A 20,003-nucleotide genomic window follows, 5' to 3' on the forward strand; every position below is an offset into this window, starting at 1 on the left:
AAGGGCCGGAAACCGGCCCTTTTTGCATCAGGAGACATTACTCGTCAGCGTCATCCGCTGCATCATCTTCGGTATCGGCTTCTGGTGCGATTTCATCATCACCTTCTGCGACGCTACCGTCGATGGAGTCGAGCTCTTCGTCATCCACAGGCTCAGCTACACGCTGCAGACCCACGACGTTTTCATCTTCCGCGGTACGGATGAGGATCACACCCTGAGTATTACGGCCAACCACGCTGATCTCAGATACGCGTGTACGCACCAGCGTACCGGCATCCGTGATCATCATGATCTGGTCGGCATCGTCTACCTGTACCGCACCCACAACGGATCCGTTGCGCTCGGTAACCTTGATAGAGATAACGCCCTGCGTGCCACGAGACTTGGTCGGGTATTCGCTTTCGGCAGTACGTTTACCGTAGCCGTTCTGCGTGACGGTCAGGATAGCACCTTCACCGCGCGGAACGATCAGGGAAACGACGGTATCTTCACCGGCCAGTTTGATACCACGAACACCTGTTGCAGTACGGCCCATTGCACGAACCGCGTTCTCTTTGAAGCGCACCACTTTACCGGCGGCGGAGAACAGCATCACTTCATCGGAACCGGAGGTGAGGTCAACGCCAATCAGTTCGTCACCGTCGTTCAGGTTCACCGCGATGATACCGGCAGAACGTGGACGGCTGAATTCGGTCAGCGCGGTTTTCTTCACGGTACCGCTGGCGGTCGCCATAAAGACGTTCACGCCTTCTTCGTACTCACGTACAGGCAGAATCGCGGTGATACGTTCGTTCGCTTCCAGCGGCAGCAGGTTCACGATTGGACGACCACGCGCACCACGGCTCGCTTCTGGCAGCTGATAGACCTTCATCCAGTACAGACGACCACGGCTTGAGAAGCAGAGGATCGTGTCATGGGTGTTTGCCACCAGCAGACGGTCAATAAAGTCTTCTTCTTTAATACGTGCTGCCGATTTGCCTTTACCGCCACGACGCTGTGCTTCGTAGTCGGTCAGCGGCTGATACTTCACATAGCCCTGGTGAGACAGGGTGACCACCACATCTTCGCGGTTGATCAGATCTTCAATGTTGATATCAGAGCTGTTCGCCGTGATTTCGGTGCGACGCTCATCGCCGAACTGATCGCGGACCAGTTCCAGCTCTTCACGGATCACTTCCATCAGGCGCTCTGCGCTACCCAGGATATGCAACAGCTCGGCAATCTGTTCCAGCAGTTCTTTGTATTCGTCGAGCAGTTTTTCGTGCTCAAGGCCGGTCAGTTTCTGCAGACGCAGATCCAGAATCGCCTGGGCCTGCTGTTCAGTCAGGTAGTACTGACCGTCACGCACGCCGAACTCAGGCTCCAGCCACTCAGGACGCGCAGCATCGTCGCCAGCGCGTTCCAGCATGGCGGCCACGTTGCCCAGATCCCACGGACGGGCAATCAGAGACGCTTTCGCTTCCGCAGGGGTTGGTGCACGGCGAATCAACTCAATGATTGGGTCGATGTTTGCCAGTGCAACGGCCAGCGCTTCAAGGATGTGTGCACGGTCGCGGGCTTTACGCAGTTCGAAAATAGTACGGCGAGTCACCACTTCACGGCGGTGACGCACAAACGCGCTCAGAATATCTTTCAGGTTCATGATCTTCGGCTGACCATGGTGCAATGCAACCATGTTGATACCGAAGGAGACCTGGAGCTGAGTCTGGGAATACAGGTTGTTCAGTACAACCTCGCCCACCGCGTCGCGTTTGATTTCAATCACGATGCGCATGCCGTCTTTATCAGATTCGTCACGCAGCGCGCTGATGCCTTCAACACGTTTTTCTTTTACCAGCTCGGCGATTTTTTCAATCAGACGCGCTTTGTTCACCTGATACGGGATCTCGTGAACAATGATGGTTTCACGGCCGGTTTTGGCGTCCGCTTCCACTTCGGCGCGGGCACGGATATAAATCTTGCCACGTCCGGTGCGGTACGCTTCTTCAATACCACGACGACCGTTGATGATCGCCGCCGTCGGGAAGTCTGGACCCGGGATGTGTTCCATCAGCCCTTCAATGCTGATGTCTTCATCCTCAATATAGGCCAGGCAGCCGTTGATCACTTCCGTGATGTTATGCGGTGGAATGTTGGTTGCCATACCGACGGCGATACCGGACGAACCGTTCACCAGCAGGTTAGGGATTTTCGTTGGCATAACGTCCGGAATGCGTTCCGTGCCGTCATAGTTATCAACGAAATCAACCGTCTCTTTTTCCAGGTCAGCCATCAGCTCATGGGCAATTTTCGCCAGACGGATTTCCGTATAACGCATTGCCGCGGCGGAGTCGCCGTCGATAGAACCAAAGTTACCCTGACCATCTACCAGCATGTAACGCAGCGAGAATGGCTGCGCCATTCGGACGATAGTGTCGTACACCGCGGAATCACCATGGGGATGGTATTTACCGATTACGTCACCAACGACACGGGCAGATTTTTTGTAGGCTTTATTCCAGTCATTGCCCAATACGTTCATGGCGTATAGTACGCGACGGTGTACCGGCTTCAGGCCATCGCGGACGTCCGGCAGCGCACGGCCAACAATGACCGACATCGCATAGTCCAGATAGGAGCTCTTCAGCTCTTCCTCGATGTTAACCGGTGTAATTTCTCTCGCAAGGTCGCTCATCTAACCGCTATCCCTCTACTGTATCCCGGATTCAAAGGTCGCAAATTATAACACAGCCGCGGTGATTGAGGTAAACCAATAAGCTTTATTCAACCGCGCGGGCTGATATACTCCGAAGTCTTGCAAAATAAGGAGTAAAAGCGCCCATGAATGCCGAAAAATCCCCGGTGGCTCACAACGTTGACCATGAAGAGATTGCCAAATTCGAAGCGGTGGCATCCCGCTGGTGGGATCTCGAAGGTGAGTTTAAACCTCTGCACCGCATTAACCCGCTGCGTCTGGGCTATATCGCGGAGCGTTCCGGCGGCCTGTTCGGTAAGAAAGTGCTCGACGTCGGCTGCGGCGGCGGCATTCTGGCAGAAAGCATGGCGCGCGAAGGGGCCACCGTCACCGGTCTGGATATGGGCTTTGAACCGCTGCAGGTTGCCCGTCTTCATGCGCTGGAATCTGGAGTGCAGGTGGAATATGTGCAGGAAACCGTCGAAGAACATGCGGCAAAGCATGCCCATCAGTACGACGTGGTGACCTGTATGGAGATGCTGGAGCACGTTCCCGACCCCCAGTCCGTGGTTCACGCCTGTGCAAAACTGGTGAAACCGGGCGGCCAGGTCTTCTTCTCGACGATCAACCGAAACGGAAAAGCCTGGCTGATGGCGGTCGTCGGGGCGGAGTATGTGCTGCGTATGGTGCCAAAAGGCACGCACGACGTGAAGAAATTCATCAAGCCTGCTGAATTACTGAGCTGGGTTGATCAAACGTGGCTCAAGGAGCAGCACATCACCGGTCTGCATTACAATCCATTGACCGATAAATTCAAACTCGCACCGGGTGTAGATGTTAACTATATGTTGCATACAACCGCCAAAAACGACTGACGTCATCCATTATTCTTATAAAGATTGCGCGACATCATGTTGCGCAATTCTGACCTCCCGTTGAAGAAATCAGCACTCGATCAAATTTTGAATTTTTTTTCTTAATTATTGACATCTCTTCCAGGCCTTACGGTACGAGGACTTAGCCTTTTTTACCCTTTGACAACCTCAATTTAACGTCAAAATCAACCCTTGTGCTGAAAAGATTCGATACTAGAATACTCACCATATAGCGTTTTTCTTATCGCAAACCCCCTATATGTAGTATTTATCCACAGAGTTAGTCACAAGACGGATCTGTGGATAAGCGGGGGATATTTTTTATTTCACGGACAGGTAAAACCCACATGAATCAGAGTCTGCTGGTGACTAAGCGCGACGGTACCACCGAGCGTATCAATCTGGACAAAATCCATCGTGTTCTCGACTGGGCAGCAGAAGGACTGAATAACGTATCTATCTCCCAGGTTGAACTGCGCTCTCACATTCAGTTCTACGATGGCATCAAGACATCTGATATCCACGAAACCATCATCAAGGCTGCGGCGGATCTCATTTCCCGTGAAGCCCCGGATTATCAGTACCTCGCTGCACGTCTGGCGATTTTCCACCTGCGTAAAAAAGCGTACGGCCAGTTTGAGCCGCCAAAGCTTTACGATCACGTGGTGAAAATGGTTGAGCTGGGTAAATACGACACGCATCTGCTGGAAGACTATACGGAAGAAGAGTTCGAGCAGATGAACGGGTTTATCGATCACTGGCGCGACATGAACTTCTCTTACGCGGCGGTGAAGCAGCTCGAAGGCAAATACCTGGTTCAGAACCGTGTGACCGGTGAGATCTACGAAAGCGCCCAGTTCCTCTATATTCTGGTGGCCGCCTGCCTGTTCTCTAACTACCCGCGTGACACCCGTCTGGAATACGTGAAGCGTTTCTACGATGCGGTTTCCACGTTCAAGATTTCTCTGCCTACGCCAATCATGTCTGGCGTGCGCACCCCAACCCGTCAGTTCAGCTCATGCGTCCTGATCGAGTGTGGTGACAGCCTGGATTCCATCAACGCGACCTCCAGCGCCATCGTGAAATATGTCTCCCAGCGTGCCGGTATCGGCATCAACGCCGGTCGCATCCGTGCACTGGGTAGCCCGATTCGCGGCGGTGAAGCGTTCCACACCGGCTGTATCCCGTTCTACAAACACTTCCAGACCGCGGTAAAATCCTGCTCTCAGGGCGGCGTACGCGGTGGTGCAGCCACCCTGTTCTACCCAATGTGGCACCTGGAAGTGGAAAGCCTGCTGGTACTGAAAAACAACCGTGGCGTTGAAGGCAACCGCGTTCGTCACATGGACTACGGCGTACAGATCAACAAGCTAATGTACACCCGTCTGCTGAAAGGTGAAGACATCACCCTGTTCAGCCCGTCCGACGTTCCGGGCCTGTATGACGCGTTCTTCGCCGATCAGGATGAGTTCGAGCGTCTGTACACCAAATACGAAAAAGACGACAGCATCCGTAAGCAGCGCGTTAAGGCGGTTGACCTGTTCTCCCTGATGATGCAGGAACGTGCCTCTACCGGCCGTATCTACATTCAGAACGTTGACCACTGCAACACCCATAGCCCGTTTGACCCGGTGGTTGCGCCAGTGCGCCAGTCTAACCTGTGCCTGGAAATCGCCCTGCCGACCAAACCGCTGGAAGATGTTAACGACGAAAACGGCGAAATCGCGCTCTGCACCCTCTCTGCTTTCAACCTGGGCGCTATCAAGAGCCTGGAAGAGCTGGAAGAGCTGGCGGTGCTGGCCGTGCGTGCGCTGGATGCCCTGCTGGATTACCAGGACTACCCAATCCCGGCGGCAAAACGTGGAGCAATGGGCCGTCGTACCCTCGGTATCGGCGTTATCAACTTTGCCTACTGGCTGGCGAAACACGGTAAGCGTTACTCCGACGGCAGCGCGAACAACCTGACCCACGAAACGTTCGAAGCGATTCAGTACTACCTGCTGAAAGCCTCCAACGAGCTGGCGAAAGAGCAAGGCGCGTGCCCGTGGTTCAACGAAACCACCTATGCGAAAGGCATTCTGCCGATCGATACCTACAAGAAAGACCTGGATGCGATTTCTAACGAACCGCTGCATCTGGACTGGGAAGCGCTGCGTGAATCCATCAAGACTCACGGCCTGCGTAACTCCACGCTGTCTGCCCTGATGCCGTCTGAGACCTCTTCGCAGATCTCTAACGCCACCAACGGTATTGAACCACCGCGCGGCCACGTCAGCATTAAAGCGTCGAAAGACGGTATCCTGCGTCAGGTTGTGCCTGACTACGAGCTGCTGAAAGACAACTACGAGCTGCTGTGGGAAATGCCAAACAACGACGGTTACCTGCAGCTGGTGGGGATCATGCAGAAGTTTATCGACCAGTCGATTTCTGCTAACACCAACTACGACCCGACGCGCTTCCCGTCTGGCAAGGTACCGATGCAGCAACTGTTGAAAGACCTGCTCACCGCCTACAAATTTGGTGTGAAAACCCTGTACTATCACAACACCCGTGATGGTGCGGAAGACGCTCAGGATGACATGGCACCGTCAATCCAGGACGATGGCTGCGAAAGCGGCGCATGTAAGATCTAATGAAGGGCGGGGATATCCCCGCCTTTATTTCGTAAGACAGGACTCCAATTCATGGCATACACCACCTTTTCACAGACGAAAAACGACCAGCTCAAAGAGCCGATGTTCTTCGGGCAACCGGTCAACGTGGCACGCTACGATCAGCAAAAATATGACATCTTCGAAAAGCTGATTGAAAAGCAACTCTCCTTCTTCTGGCGCCCGGAAGAAGTTGACGTCTCTCGCGATCGTATCGATTTCCAGGCGTTGCCGGAGCACGAAAAGCATATCTTCATCAGCAACCTGAAGTACCAGACGCTGCTGGACTCCATTCAGGGCCGTAGCCCGAACGTGGCGCTGCTGCCGCTGATCTCCATTCCGGAGCTGGAAACCTGGGTGGAAACCTGGGCGTTTTCTGAGACCATCCACTCCCGCTCTTACACCCACATTATCCGCAACATCGTTAACGATCCGGCGGTGGTGTTTGACGATATCGTCACTAACGAGCAGATCCAGAAACGTGCTGAAGGTATTGCGCACTACTACGACGAACTGATCGAGATGACCAGCTACTGGCATCTGCTGGGCGAAGGCACCCACACCGTGAACGGCAAAACCGTCACCGTGAGCTTGCGCGCGCTGAAGAAACAGCTTTACCTGTGCCTGATGAGCGTTAACGCACTGGAAGCCATCCGCTTCTACGTGAGCTTCGCCTGCTCCTTCGCTTTTGCGGAACGCAAGCTGATGGAAGGTAATGCCAAAATCATCCGTCTGATCGCCCGTGACGAAGCCCTGCACCTGACCGGCACCCAGCATATGCTGAACCTGCTGCGCAGCGGTACAGACGATCCGGAGATGGCTGAGATTGCCGAAGAGTGCAAACAGGAGTGCTATGACCTGTTCGTGCTGGCCGCTCAGCAGGAGAAAGAGTGGGCAGACTACCTGTTCCGCGACGGCTCCATGATTGGCCTGAACAAAGACATCCTGTGCCAGTATGTTGAGTACATCACCAACATCCGTATGCAGGCGGTCGGGCTTGAGCTGCCGTTCAAAACCCGCTCTAACCCAATTCCGTGGATCAACACCTGGCTGGTATCCGATAACGTGCAGGTTGCGCCACAGGAAGTGGAAGTCAGTTCTTATCTGGTCGGGCAGATTGACTCTGAAGTTAACACCGACGACCTGAGCGACTTCCAGCTCTGATGAGCCGCGTAACGCTTAGCCTTTCCGGTACCGAAGTGCTGTGCCGGGAAGAACACCCTTCCCTGTTGATTGCGCTTGAGGCGCATCAGGTTGAAGTGGAGTATCAATGCCGCTCAGGCTATTGCGGCTCATGTCGCTGCCGTTTAGTCGCCGGACAAGTGGACTGGCTGACCGAACCGCTGGCCTTCATCAACGAAGGTGAAATTTTGCCCTGCTGCTGCCGGGCAAAAGGCGATATAGAGATTGAGATGTAAACCGCCCCTCCGGGCGACATAAAAAAGGGCCTTACGGCCCTTTTTCTTTTACTTCAAAAACTGCACGGCTTTATCCGGGAAATCGGTGAACAGCCCGTCCACCCCGGCCTGGTTATACAGCACGTCGTACAGCTGGTTTACGTCCGTCGCATAAGCCGGTAGCTGGTCCGCACGCACCGTATACGGATGAACCTGCATATGGCTGGCGTGCGCCTCTTTCACCATTGCCGTCAGCTTGACGTGGCCTGGCGTTGAGCCTTCCGCCACCAGCATATGGTAATCCGGTCCGATACCGTCGGCGTACTGCGCGATCTGTTTCATTGCGCCCGGCTTAAACATCCAGTCGTAGTTGTAATTCACCCACGTGCCGTCGGGCTGTTTCTCCTGAGTTTCATTCCAGTCGGTGTAGGCAATCAGCTGTACCAGATTGAGATCCATCCCTCTCTTTGGCGCCAGCTCGGTTTTAATGCGCTTCAGCTCAGCGGCGTCAAAACACTGCAGATAGACTTTGTCGCGCTTGCTGGTGTAGCCGTACTTTTTCAGCACGTCCAGCGTCTTCGCGGCAATGTCCTTCCCTTCCTGATGGTGGAACCACGGCGCTTTTATCTCCGGGTAGATGCCGATGTTTTTCCCGGTTGAGTGGTTCAGTCCCTGAACAAACTCAATCTCTTCTTCGAAGGTATGAATGCGAAAATCAGATTTACCCATCGGGAAACGTCCCGGATAGACCTGCACCTTCTTGCCGTTTTCAACCTCGAAACCCTCGGTAAACTTCAGCGAACGAATCTCATCCAGCGTAAAGTCAATGGCGTAGTAGCGACCATCTTTGCGGGCGCGGGCCGGGAAACGCTCAGCCACGTCCGTCACGCGGTCAAGATAGTGGTCATGAAGGACGACCAGCTGGTCGTCACGGGTCATCACCAGATCCTGCTCGAGATAATCTGCCCCCTGCGCATAGGCCATCGCTTTTGCCGGGAGCGTGTGCTCTGGCAGATAGCCGCTTGCGCCGCGATGGGCGATAACCATTTTCTCGTTAGCCAGCGCTGAGCCTGTCATCAGGCCCGCCAGCAGCAGGCCCGTTGCTACGTAAGTTAATTTCATCAGCCTTCTCCTTATTGACGACGCGCCTGCATTTCGGCGTGATGACGTTTTTCACCAATCATCACCACAATCAACAGCAGCACCGCCAGCACGCTACCGCCAATCATCACCATAAAGCCGCCGTCCCAGCCGAAGAAGTCAACGGTGTAGCCCACAATGGCGCTCGCCGCGACCGAACCGCCAAGGTAACCGAACAGACCGGTAAAGCCGGCCGCCGTACCTGCCGCTTTCTTCGGCGCCAGCTCCAGGGCATGCAGACCAATCAGCATCACCGGGCCGTAAATCAGGAAGCCGATGACGATCATACAGGCCATATCGATTGACGGGTTACCCGGCGGGTTGAGCCAGTAAACCACGGTGGCAATGGTCACCAGCGTCATAAAGAAGACGCCCGTCGCACCACGGTTACCCCGGAACACTTTGTCCGACATCCAGCCGCAAATCAGCGTCCCCGGGATCCCGGCGTACTCATAGAGGAAGTAAGCCCAGGAGGATTTATCCAGCGCGAAATGCTTCACCTCTTTCAGATAGGTAGGTGACCAGTCGAGGATGCCGTAACGCAGCAGGTACACGAAGACGTTGGCCACCGCGATATACCACAGCAGTTTGTTGGGCAGGACGTACTTCATGAAGATCTGTTTGGCCGTCAGCTCTTCTTCATGCTGCTCGCTGTAATCATCCGGATAGTCGTTTTTGTACTCTTCAATCGGCGGCAGGCCACAGGACTGCGGCGTGTCACGCATCAGGGCGAAAGCGATAACCGCCACCAGAATGGCACCAAAGGCAGGCATATAAAGCGCGGCTTTCCAGTCGTTAAACCACGCCATCCCCAGCAGGAACAGCAGAGGTGGAATACCGCCACCGACGTTATGCGCGCAGTTCCACACCGACACGATGCCGCCACGCTCTTTCTGCGACCACCAGTGCACCATGGTGCGCCCGCAAGGCGGCCACCCCATTCCCTGGAACCAGCCACAGAGGAACAGCAGCACGAACATCACGGCGATGCTGGAGGTTGCCCATGGCACAAAGCCCATGAACAGCATCACCGCTGCCGCCAGGATCAGACCCGCAGGCAGGAACACGCGTGGATTCGAGCGATCGGACACTGAACCCATGATGAATTTGGAAAAACCGTAGGCGATAGAGATCCCCGACAGCGCGAACCCCAGATCGCCACGAGAAAAGCCCTGCTCCACCAGATACGGCATGGCGAGCGCAAAGTTTTTACGTACCAGGTAGTACGCCGCGTACCCGAAGAAGATCCCCAGGAAGATTTGCCAACGCAGACGACGGTATAGCGGATCAATTTCTGCCTCTGGCAGACGCGCCCGATGCGGCGCAGGTTTGAAGATACTGAGCATGACAGCCTCCGTGGCCAGGTATTGAATTTACAGGGGTTTAACTGCCCCACACTCCAGAGAGGCGGCGATGTTAAGAAATCACGGTGATTGTTACTGTGAATCAACGCACAAATTGTTACAGAAATATGACAATGTGCGCAGAAAAGCGCATGGAATCACGTTTCACTTTCGAATTTCGTTCGTTTATGTTCGAAATCAAACAAACCACAGTTTTGATGTGGCTAAATGGTAAAAAACGAACACAGAGGGATAACAATGACAATTCACGATCCTCGCTACAGCGATGTGATTATCATTGGCGGTGGCGCGACCGGCGCCGGCATCGCACGCGACTGCGCCCTGCGTGGGCTGAGCGTCACGCTTCTGGAGCGCCATGACATTGCGACGGGCGCAACCGGGCGCAATCATGGCCTGCTGCACAGTGGTGCCCGTTACGCGGTGACCGACCCCGAATCCGCGCGGGAATGCATTGCTGAAAACCAGATCCTCAGACGCATTGCCCGCCACTGCATTGAACCGACCAACGGTCTGTTCATTACGCTTCCCGAAGACGATCTCTCATTTCAGCCAACCTTTGTGACCGCCTGCCGCGCTGCAGGGATTGAGGCTGACGTCATCGACCCCGAACTCGCGCGTCGCCTGGAACCGTCTGTCAACCCGGCCCTTATCGGTGCGGTGAAGGTCCCGGACGGCACGGTTGACCCTTTCCGCCTGACCGCCGCGAACATGCTGGACGCCCGTGAACACGGCGCACAGGTTCTGACCGGGCAGGAAGTGACCGGGCTTATCCGGGAAGGGAACCGCGTCTGCGGCGTACGTGTTTTTGATACGCAGTATAAGGAGCATGGCGAACTGTACGCCGCCGTGGTGGTCAACGCGGCGGGGATCTGGGGGCAACGCATCGCGGAGTACGCCGAGCTGTCTGTGCGCATGTTCCCGGCAAAAGGCTCGCTGCTGATCCTCGACCACCGCATTAACAACCACGTGATCAACCGCTGCCGCAAACCTTCTGATGCCGACATCCTGGTGCCGGGCGATACCATTTCGCTTATCGGCACCACTTCAACCCACGTGGACTATAGCGAGATTGATTACAACCGCGTGACCGCCGACGAGGTGGATATCCTGCTGCGCGAAGGGGAAAAGCTGGCTCCCGTGATGGCGCAGACCCGAATTCTTCGCGCCTATGCCGGCGTGCGCCCTCTGGTGGCGAGCGATAACGACCCGAGCGGGCGCAACGTCAGCCGTGGCATCGTGCTGCTCGACCACGCCGCACGCGATGGCCTGGACGGGTTTATCACCATCACCGGCGGCAAGCTGATGACTTACCGCCTGATGGCCGAGTGGGCAACCGATGCCGTCTGCCGCAAGCTGGGTAATAGCGAACGGTGTGTGACCGCAGAGCAACCTCTGCCCGGCTCGCGTCAGTCCACCGAGAAAACGCTGCAAAAAATCATCTCCCTTTCCGCCCCCCTGCGCGGTTCCGCCATCTATCGCCACGGAGACCGCACGCCAGTCTGGCTGGGGGAAGGACGGCTGAGCCGTAGCCTGGTGTGTGAATGCGAAGCCGTCACGGCGGGTGAAGTGCAATACGCCGTGGAGAATCTGACCGTCAACAGCCTGCTTGATTTACGTCGGCGCACCCGCGTGGGCATGGGCACCTGCCAGGGTGAGCTGTGCGCCTGCCGTGCCGCCGGGTTGTTACAACGTTTTCATACCACCACTGCCACCCAGTCGCTGGCACAACTCAGTGATTTCCTGAACGAACGCTGGAAAGGTATTCAGCCTGTCGCCTGGGGTGATGCCCTGCGTGAAAGCGAGTTTACCCGCTGGGTCTACCAGGGGCTGTGCGGTCTTGAAAAGGAGCAACAGGATGAAATTTGATACCGTGATTGTCGGTGGTGGGCTGGCGGGTCTGCTCTGTGGTATCAGGCTAACGAAGCAGGGGCTGCGCTGCGCCATCATCACCCGGGGCCAGAGCGCACTGCACTTCTCGTCGGGTTCGCTGGATCTGCTGGATGAGGCATATCGCGATGCCCTGCCGCCAGAGCATCCCTATAACCTGACGGGCAGAGACACCGTCGACCGCTTCGCCCATGAAGCCGAAACCCTTCTGGCCGAGTGCGGCGCACGGCTGCAGGGTAACGCCCGGAAAAATCATCATCGGGTTACTCCGCTCGGCACCCTGCGCTCTGCCTGGCTCAGCCCGGAAGAGGTGCCTGTTGCCCCCTTCAACGCAGGACGGGTCCTGGTCGTGGGTATTAGCGGTTTTCTTGATTTCCAGCCCCACCTCGCTGCGGCATCGCTCTGTCGCCAGGGCGTGAACGCACAAACGGCTGAGATAGAGCTTCCTGAGCTTGACGTCCTGCGCGACAACCCGAGCGAGTTTCGCGCGGTGAATATTGCCCGTTTTCTCGATAACGACGATAAATGGCCGCTGCTGTATGCCGCGCTCCGGCCGCTTGCCGAAGGTTGCGACACGCTGTTTATGCCCGCCTGCTTTGGCTTAAGCGACAACCGGCTCTGGCGCTGGCTCTCGGATCGCCTGCCCTGCTCGCTTGGCCTGCTGCCGACGCTTCCCCCTTCTGTCCCCGGCATTCGCCTGCATACCCAGCTTCAGCGGCGGTTTATCGCTCAGGGTGGCGTGTGGATGGCGGGTGACGAGGTGAAAAAAATCACCCTGACGGATGGTTCGGTGAGCGAAGTCTGGACGCGTAATCACGCTGATATTCCGCTTCGCGCGCGTTATACGGTGCTGGCAAGCGGCAGTTTCTTCAGCAACGGGCTGCTGAGCCGTCGGGACGGCATCCAGGAGGCCATTATGGGGCTGGATGTCCGGCAAACGCCCTCCCGCGCGGACTGGTATCAGAGTGATTTCTTCACCCCACAACCCTGGCAGCAGTTCGGCGTGATTGTCGATAAGCAACTGCACCCGCGACTTTCTGGTCAGCCGGTCAGTAATCTCTATGCCATTGGCTCTCTTCTGGGGGGATACGATCCCATCGCTCAGGGTTGCGGCGGCGGGGTCTGCGCCATCACGGCGCTGTATGTGGCAGAGCAAATTGGCCAGCGCATGGAGGCTGAGCAATGAACGATACCCGGTTTGAAAGCTGCATCAAATGCACAGTTTGTACCACCGTCTGCCCGGTCAGCGGTGTGAATCCGCGCTACCCGGGCCCGAAACAGGCCGGGCCTGACGGCGAGCGCCTGCGTCTTAAAGACGGTGCGCTGTACGATGAGGCGCTGAAATACTGCATCAACTGTAAACGTTGCGAAGTGGCCTGTCCGTCGGACGTGAAGATCGGCGATATCATCCAGCGAGCCCGCGCGCGTTACAGCACGCAAAAGCCGTCCCTGCGCGATGCGATCCTGAGTCACACCGACCTGATGGGCAGTGTCTCCACGCCTTTTGCCCCGCTGGTGAATGCTGCAACGTCTCTCAAGCCGGTGCGAAAACTGCTGGATGCGACGCTGAAGATAGACCACCACCGCAGCCTGCCAAAATACTCTCACGGTACCTTCCGACGCTGGTATACATCCGTGGCAGCGGAACAGGCGCAGTACACCGATCAGGTCGCGTTCTTCCACGGCTGCTATGTCAACTACAACCACCCGCAACTGGGAAAAGATCTGCTGAAGGTACTCAACGCGATGGGGACCGGCGTGCAGCTCCTGAATAAAGAGAAGTGCTGCGGTGTGCCGTTGATTGCCAACGGTTTTACCGATAAGGCGCGCAAACAAGCCAAAAGCAACGTCACGTCCCTGCGCGAGGCCATCGTTGATAAAGGAATTCCGGTACTGGCCACCTCGTCCACCTGTACCTTCACCCTGCGTGATGAGTATCCGCACCTGCTGGACGTGGATAACACCGGTCTGCGCGAGCACATTGAGCTGGCGACGCGTTTCCTGTGGCGCAAACTGGACAGCGGGCAGACGCTGCCGCTGCGGGAACTACCGCTGAAAGTGGTGTATCACACACCGTGTCATATGGAGAAAATGGGCTGGTCGCTCTATACGCTTGAGCTGTTGCGGCTCATTCCGGGGCTGGAGCTGACGGTGCTGGACTCGCGCTGCTGCGGCATCGCAGGCACTTACGGCTTTAAGCGGGAAAACTACGAAACGTCACAGGCGATCGGCGCCCCGCTGTTTCGCCAGATTGAAGAGAGCGGCGCAGACATCGTGGTCACCGACTGCGAAACCTGCAAGTGGCAGATAGAGATGTCTACCAGCAAGCGCTGCGAGCATCCGATCACTCTGCTGGCGAAGGCGCTGGGCTAAACCGTGCCGGGGCAAAACGCCCCGGCAAAGGCATCACTCAACAAACAGCGATTCGACAACATTAATCCAGCCGTGCTCGCTGGCCACCTCTTTACCCTTCAGCCAGCGGCGCAGCATGTTCAGCGCCATCATGGCGCAGACCTCCTGGCGTACCACCAGACTGTGGCGAGTAATGCTCATTTTAACCCGCAAAGCATACGTGCCTTCCGGCGTCGCCAGCGCAAAGTTGAGATGTTCCTCATCCAGCCCCCCCACAAACAGCGCCAGGCCAGCAAAATGTTTCACCCTTCTTTCCGAAGCCCAGCGCGCGGTCTGCGCCAGCGTTTCCTGCTGGAACGGCACCACTTCACTGGCCAACAGCGGCGCACTGGCGCGCGACAGCTGTAGCGCCAGCAGGCCGCCGGTGAACTGTTCGCTTAAGGTCACGCTCAGCTGGCGAGACTGCAGATGCGACGCAATCTGCGCCGGCAGCCCCTCGGTGCCTTCAAAGATCAGACTTTCACCTGCCACGCGCTGCACCTCCGGCCAGAGCGCCAGCATCGCCGCCTTCTCTGAGGCCGGTCCTGTCAGCTTGAGTTCAATGATGGGCATGGAGGAGCGGTAGCCCATTGAGACACCGGGTGGCAGGGAAAGATGATCAAGACTCTGGGCCAGATCGCTTTCGGAACGGCCAAACGTGGTCAGACGCAGGCAGAGCGGAGGCTCAGGCAGGGTAAAACGTTCGCGAAGGCGCGGCAGGATCTGCTGCTCAACCATCACTTTAAATTCTGACGGTACGCCCGGCGTGAAGAACATCAGGCAGCGGTTCAGCGTAATGGCAAACCCACACGCGGTACCCACGGGGTTATCGACCAGTTCGGCGCTGGCGGGAATTTCCGCCTGCTTGCGGTTGCTGGGTGCCATAACACGGCCACGTTCGGAGAAGAAACGCTCCATCTGCGCCAGCCACTCTTCATGAAGCACCAGCCCTTCACCTTTTGCGGTCGCGGCGGCCAGGGCGCTGAGATCGTCGCTGGTGGGACCGAGCCCGCCGTTCACAATCAACACGTCGGCGTGTTCGCTACGCTCACGCAGCACATTCACCAGTGACTCAAGATTGTCGCCCACCGTATTGCGACGCGTTAACGGTAATCCTTGCTCAAAGAAAAGATCGGCAAGCCAGGCAGCATTGGTATCAATAATTTGTCCATGCAGCACTTCGTCGCCGGTGGATAACATCTCCACGTTAATCATTGTGTTCTCCCGCTTATATGGTCAAAACACTATAGCGCAAATGGATGTCGGGAGAAGAGAGAAACTGGCGCGACAGAATGCCGCGCCGGCGTGATTAGAACCCTGCGCTGACCCCCACGTACGGGCCGTCAGCCAGTGCGTTGTCGCGGTTGCCGTCTTTACCCGCCAGGTTCAGATAGCGATAGCCTGCTTCAATCGTAATCGGACGCATGATGGTCCAGCGCGCGCCCACGTTGGCTTCTTCATAGCTGTCGATACCGCTGGAGAGCGAATCCGGTGAGTAGTAATACTCGCCGAACAGGCCGAAGCTATCACCAATTTTCCACTGCAGGCCGCCGCCTACCGCCGCCGCGTAACCTTCATCACCGTCGTTCGGGTTAGTGTAAATCCCCTTACCGCCCACGGTGGCCAGGAACGGGCCAAGCGGAATGTTCAGACCCAGGCCGAGGCTTGCCGCATCGCCATCGTCATCGTTATGTGTCCAGCCGCCGGTCATCGCCAGACCGGAGGTCTCGGTCCCAAGGCCAAAGCCGAGGTGAGTATAATCCTGACCCGCCGAGCCGTTGAAGCTGATGGCGTTCGCCGCCGAAGAAACAACCATCAGGCCTAAGCCCACTAATGCCACTTTTTTCATTGTCGTGATCCCGCACAATTTTATAGAGAAGTCCCAAAACCGCGAGATTTTAACCTGAGTCGCCCGGGGATCAAGCACTCTGCGTGCGGCAGGCGAGTAGTTTGTAACGATTTGATACCCGGTGTTTTTTTACGTGAGCAGCAGAAAACGCATTTTAACGCTCAGGCCACCCAGCGTTTCGCTGCGCGTCAGCTGCAAAGGACTTCGGTGCAGACGGGCAATATCAGCGGCCAGCGCCAGCCCGATCCCTGACCCGGCGGCATCTCCGACGTTATCCAGCCGGTGGAAAGGCAGCATCGCCTGCTGGATCTGGTCCTCTTCGATGCCCGGACCACTGTCCTCCACGCTCAGCTCAACGGCGCCCTGATCTGTTCGCAGGAACACGGTCACTGTCCCTTCTGCAGGGGTATATTTGATCGCATTCTCCAGCAGGTTGGCGCACAACTCCCCCAGCAGCACGTCATCGCCTTCGATCATGACCGGCTGTTGCCGACCGTCATAGCCCAGGTCAATCGCTTTACTGCGCGCCTGCGCCAGCCGGGAGAAGCAGCTGTTTTGCACCACCTGAACCAAATCCACCGGCGCAAACTGGCCCTCCCCCTGCTCCTTACGCTTCACCGCGGAAAGCTGCAGCAGCCGTTCGGTCAGTACAATGGTGTCATCCAGGGTCGCATTCATTGCCCGCAGGCTCTCCTGCCACAGGGCGGGATCCTGACGCGTCAGGGCAACGGAGACCTGGGTTTTCAGCACCGCCAGCGGGGTTTTGAGCTGATGCGAGGCATCCGCGTTGAAGCGTTCCTGACGCGACAGCACGCCGCGCAGCCTGTCGATATAGCGGTTGAACGCCACAATCAGCAGCCGGGTCTCAGACCAGGGCAACAACTCCGGCAGCGGCGCGAGCAGGCCTGGATCACGGCGCACCATCAGCGAAGAGAGCTGGCGCATTGGGCGCAGTACGCGACGCAACAACCACGCGGTCAGCACCAGGGTCAGCAGCACCAGCAATCCCTGAGAGACCCATGATGAAAAGAGCAACTGACTGGCGAGATAGCGGCGGGACTGGAGCGTCTCCGCGACATAAATCTCCGCCATGCCGACGATATTCCCTTCATTGACGGGCTGCAGCAGACGCGCGACACGGATCGCCTGCCCGCGGTATTCGGTGTGATAAAACCAGGCCAGCGCCGGATAGAGCGTGGTACGGGATGTTGCCGGGGGCATCCGGGGGAGATCGTCATAACCCGAGATCACCCGCCCGTCGGGATCGACCACTTTATAATAGAGCCGGTCGTTCATATTGAGTTCAAAGCTGTCGAGCACCACCCAGGGAACATTCACGCCCAGCCTGCCGTCGTGAACCTCCAGCCGTTCCGATATTGTTCGGGCAGAGGATAACAGCGTGCGGTCGTAAGCCTGCGTGGCCGCCTGCAATGCGCTGACATAGCTGTTAAATGCCGACAATCCCCACAGCAACAGCAACGGAAGCCCAAGAAACAGCAGCAGCTGCAGGTAAAGCGACTGCGGCTTAACCCACCTCATCGCCGCACTCCAGCACATAACCCAGTCCGCGAAGGGTGGTGACCCTCACGCCGCTACCGCTGAGCTTTTTGCGCAGACGATGAATATAGAGATCGATACTCTCCGGGCTGACGTCGTCATTCAGGCTAAACACCTGATCGAACAGCTGCTGCCGGGATACGGGGCGGGTCCGGCGATGCATCAACACCTTCAGCAGCGACAGTTCACGCGGCGTGAGCGACAGAGGCTCGTCGCGCAGCAGGAAAAAGCCTTCGTCGTCATATTCCAGCTCCCCAAGGCGCTGACGCTCCTGCGTTCGCCCTTCGCTTCTGCGCAACAGGGCGCGCAGCCGCGCGTCAAGCTCCTCCAGCTCAAACGGTTTCGGCAGATAATCATCCGCCCCGGCGTTGAGCCCTTTCACCCGGTCCGCCACGTTGCTGCGCGCGGTGAGAAACAGGACGGGCAGCGTCTGACCGCGTTTACGCAGACGATGCACGACCTCCAGACCGTCAAAGCCGGGCATTCCGATGTCCAGGATGGCAACCGCATAGCTTTCTCCCTGCAGCAGATGGTCGGCGGCGCGCCCGTCAGAAACGCAGTCCACGGCAAAGCCCTCCTGCACCAGCGCTTTCTCCAGCCAGTGAGCCAGCTCACGATTATCTTCCGCGAGTAAGAGACGCATATCACATCCTGTAAAGTTGGTGTCGCATTGAAAGGGAAATGAAAGGTTATTGTTTTAACAATCACGCAACGGAACCGCTACAAGGTGGTTCACATAATCAGAAAAAAGACCCGTACCCGTACTCCCGGAACTCCGGCGTGAGGATAAACGATGAAAAAACAATTACTTTCGACTCTTGCTGCAAGCGTATTGATGATAAGTGCCTCTGTCGTTCAGGCGCAGGATGCCCCGTCCCGCACCGAGTGCATCGCGCCGGCGAAACCCGGCGGCGGTTTCGATCTCACCTGCAAACTCATTCAGGTCAGCATGCTGGAGACCGGCGCTATCGCAAAACCCATGCGCGTGACCTATATGCCCGGCGGCGTGGGTGCCGTTGCGTACAACGCGATTGTCGCGCAACGCCCTGCGGAAGCCGGCACGGTGGTGGCTTTCTCCGGTGGCTCGCTGTTGAACTTGTCTCAGGGGAAGTTTGGCCGCTACGGCGTGGATGACGTGCGCTGGCTGGCAACCGTCGGTACCGACTACGGCATGATTGCCGTGCGCGCGGATTCACCGTGGAAATCCCTGAAAGACCTGCTGACCGCCATGGAAAAAGATCCGAACAGCGTGGTGATTGGCGCCGGTGCCTCCATCGGCAGCCAGGACTGGATGAAAGCCGCCCTGCTGGCACAGCAGGCGAAGGTTGATCCTCACAAGATGCGCTACGTGGCGTTTGAAGGGGGCGGCGAACCGGTGACGGCGCTGATGGGAAATCACGTTCAGGCGGTATCCGGCGATCTCAGTGAAATGGTGCCCTACCTGAACGGCGATAAAATCCGCGTGCTGGCGGTCTTCTCTGAGAACCGCCTGCCGGGCCAGCTGGCGAACGTCCCTACCGCAAAAGAACAGGGCTATGACCTGGTCTGGCCGATTATCCGCGGTTTCTTCGTCGGGCCAAAAGTGACCGATGCCGAATATCAGTGGTGGGTCGAAACCTTCAATAAACTCCAGCAGACCGAAGCGTTTAAAAAGCAGCGCGATCTGCGCGGGCTGTTTGAGTTCAACCTGAGCGGCAAACCGCTGGATGAGTACGTCAAAAAACAGGTCAATGACTATCGCGAACAGGCGAAAGCCTTTGGCCTTGCCAAATAACCGGAGGCGGTATGAGCGATCGTATTTTTGCCGGGATTTGGCTGCTGCTCTGCGTCGGTGGGATGTTCGTCGCCTGGCAGATCCACAGCGAATACAGCTATGAACCGGTGGGGCCGCGCCCCTTCCCGATGGGCATTGTTGGACTGATGCTGCTCTGCTCGGTGGCCCTGCTGCTCCGTCATCCGGATACCGTAGAGTGGCCACCGCGCCGTATTCTGCAGCGTCTGCTGGTGATGGTCATCGTTCTGCTGATGTACGCCTGGGGTTTTGAGTGGCTCGGCTTTCCGGTGGCAACCGCCATCCTGACGATGGTGATCGGCATGCTGTTTAACGCCACCCTCCCGGCGGCGGGGATTTCCGGCGCGGTAATGGGGATCTTGCTGTGGTTTGCCTTTGACCGCCTGCTGGATGTGACCTTACCGCTCGGCGCATGGTTTAATTAAC

General features: G+C 57.0%; 16 protein-coding genes. 9 read left to right on the forward strand and 7 right to left on the reverse strand.

Annotation, left to right across the window (positions count from 1 at the left end; all coding sequences use genetic code 11):
* Window positions 1–37: 37 nt before the first annotated feature.
* The gene (gyrA, locus tag AM379_RS00695) at window positions 38–2,674 is read right to left on the reverse strand and encodes a DNA topoisomerase (ATP-hydrolyzing) subunit A (RefSeq protein WP_014170963.1); all 2,637 of its coding nucleotides are present in this window, start codon (window positions 2,672–2,674) and stop codon (window positions 38–40) included.
* 146 nt (window positions 2,675–2,820) lie between these two features.
* Here gyrA and ubiG point away from each other — a divergent pair, with 146 nt between their 5' ends.
* From ubiG to yfaE, 4 genes are all read left to right on the forward strand, one after another.
* On the forward strand, window positions 2,821–3,549 hold the full coding sequence (gene ubiG / locus AM379_RS00700) for a bifunctional 2-polyprenyl-6-hydroxyphenol methylase/3-demethylubiquinol 3-O-methyltransferase UbiG (protein WP_014170964.1): 729 nt from the start codon (window positions 2,821–2,823) through the stop codon (window positions 3,547–3,549).
* Window positions 3,550–3,896: 347 nt separating this feature from the next.
* The gene (gene nrdA / locus AM379_RS00705) at window positions 3,897–6,182 is read left to right on the forward strand and encodes a class 1a ribonucleoside-diphosphate reductase subunit alpha (RefSeq protein WP_020883162.1); all 2,286 of its coding nucleotides are present in this window, start codon (window positions 3,897–3,899) and stop codon (window positions 6,180–6,182) included.
* A gap of 51 nt (window positions 6,183–6,233) precedes the next feature.
* Window positions 6,234–7,364, forward strand: coding sequence for a class Ia ribonucleoside-diphosphate reductase subunit beta (gene nrdB, locus AM379_RS00710; RefSeq protein ID WP_014170966.1), 1,131 nt, complete (start codon window positions 6,234–6,236; stop codon window positions 7,362–7,364).
* Window positions 7,364–7,618, forward strand: coding sequence for a class I ribonucleotide reductase maintenance protein YfaE (yfaE, locus tag AM379_RS00715; protein WP_014170967.1), 255 nt, complete (start codon window positions 7,364–7,366; stop codon window positions 7,616–7,618). The genes nrdB and yfaE overlap by 1 nt, the downstream gene beginning before the upstream one ends.
* A 48-nt stretch (window positions 7,619–7,666) precedes the next feature.
* On the opposite strand, the gene glpQ is transcribed toward yfaE, so the two are convergent.
* Complete coding sequence (gene glpQ, locus AM379_RS00720; RefSeq protein ID WP_032678598.1) at window positions 7,667–8,719, reverse strand: glycerophosphodiester phosphodiesterase; 1,053 nt, start codon at window positions 8,717–8,719, stop codon at window positions 7,667–7,669.
* An 11-nt stretch (window positions 8,720–8,730) separates the two neighbouring features.
* Window positions 8,731–10,083 carry a glycerol-3-phosphate transporter gene (gene glpT, locus AM379_RS00725; protein ID WP_025203601.1) on the reverse strand — a complete coding sequence of 451 codons (1,353 nt, stop codon included), beginning with the start codon at window positions 10,081–10,083 and terminating at the stop codon, window positions 8,731–8,733.
* A gap of 255 nt (window positions 10,084–10,338) precedes the next feature.
* On the opposite strand from glpT, the gene glpA reads away from it, so the two are divergent.
* Genes glpA through glpC form a run of 3 tightly spaced genes read left to right on the forward strand, consistent with a single transcriptional unit; the run spans window position 10,339 to window position 14,361 of the window.
* Window positions 10,339–11,967, forward strand: coding sequence for an anaerobic glycerol-3-phosphate dehydrogenase subunit A (gene glpA, locus AM379_RS00730; RefSeq protein WP_032678599.1), 1,629 nt, complete (start codon window positions 10,339–10,341; stop codon window positions 11,965–11,967).
* Complete coding sequence (glpB, locus tag AM379_RS00735) at window positions 11,957–13,174, forward strand: glycerol-3-phosphate dehydrogenase subunit GlpB (protein WP_032678600.1); 1,218 nt, start codon at window positions 11,957–11,959, stop codon at window positions 13,172–13,174. Before glpA ends, glpB begins: the two co-directional genes overlap by 11 nt.
* Window positions 13,171–14,361, forward strand: coding sequence for an anaerobic glycerol-3-phosphate dehydrogenase subunit GlpC (gene glpC / locus AM379_RS00740; protein ID WP_020883157.1), 1,191 nt, complete (start codon window positions 13,171–13,173; stop codon window positions 14,359–14,361). The genes glpB and glpC overlap by 4 nt, the downstream gene beginning before the upstream one ends.
* Window positions 14,362–14,394: 33 nt before the next feature.
* On the opposite strand, the gene AM379_RS00745 is transcribed toward glpC, so the two are convergent.
* From AM379_RS00745 to tctD, 4 genes are all read right to left on the reverse strand, one after another.
* Window positions 14,395–15,594, reverse strand: coding sequence for a nicotinamide mononucleotide deamidase-related protein YfaY (locus AM379_RS00745; protein WP_106503362.1), 1,200 nt, complete (start codon window positions 15,592–15,594; stop codon window positions 14,395–14,397).
* A gap of 94 nt (window positions 15,595–15,688) precedes the next feature.
* Window positions 15,689–16,228 (reverse strand): YfaZ family outer membrane protein, encoded by a 540-nt coding sequence (locus tag AM379_RS00750; protein ID WP_106503363.1) that lies wholly within the window; start codon window positions 16,226–16,228, stop codon window positions 15,689–15,691.
* A 129-nt stretch (window positions 16,229–16,357) separates the two neighbouring features.
* Window positions 16,358–17,767 (reverse strand): sensor histidine kinase, encoded by a 1,410-nt coding sequence (locus AM379_RS00755; protein ID WP_106503364.1) that lies wholly within the window; start codon window positions 17,765–17,767, stop codon window positions 16,358–16,360.
* On the reverse strand, window positions 17,754–18,428 hold the full coding sequence (tctD, locus tag AM379_RS00760; protein ID WP_014170976.1) for a transcriptional regulator TctD: 675 nt from the start codon (window positions 18,426–18,428) through the stop codon (window positions 17,754–17,756). Before tctD ends, AM379_RS00755 begins: the two co-directional genes overlap by 14 nt.
* A gap of 150 nt (window positions 18,429–18,578) precedes the next feature.
* Between tctD and AM379_RS00765 the strand changes: the two genes are divergently transcribed.
* Both AM379_RS00765 and AM379_RS00770 read left to right on the forward strand, forming a co-directional pair.
* Window positions 18,579–19,559 carry a Bug family tripartite tricarboxylate transporter substrate binding protein gene (locus tag AM379_RS00765; protein ID WP_014170977.1) on the forward strand — a complete coding sequence of 327 codons (981 nt, stop codon included), beginning with the start codon at window positions 18,579–18,581 and terminating at the stop codon, window positions 19,557–19,559.
* An 11-nt stretch (window positions 19,560–19,570) separates the two neighbouring features.
* Window positions 19,571–20,002: a tripartite tricarboxylate transporter TctB family protein gene (locus AM379_RS00770; protein WP_020883153.1), complete on the forward strand. Its 432-nt coding sequence runs from the start codon at window positions 19,571–19,573 to the stop codon at window positions 20,000–20,002.
* Window position 20,003: the final 1 nt, after the last annotated feature.

The organism is Enterobacter cloacae complex sp. FDA-CDC-AR_0132 (genome assembly GCF_003010695.1).
Taxonomy (GTDB): Bacteria; Pseudomonadota; Gammaproteobacteria; order Enterobacterales; family Enterobacteriaceae; genus Enterobacter; species Enterobacter ludwigii.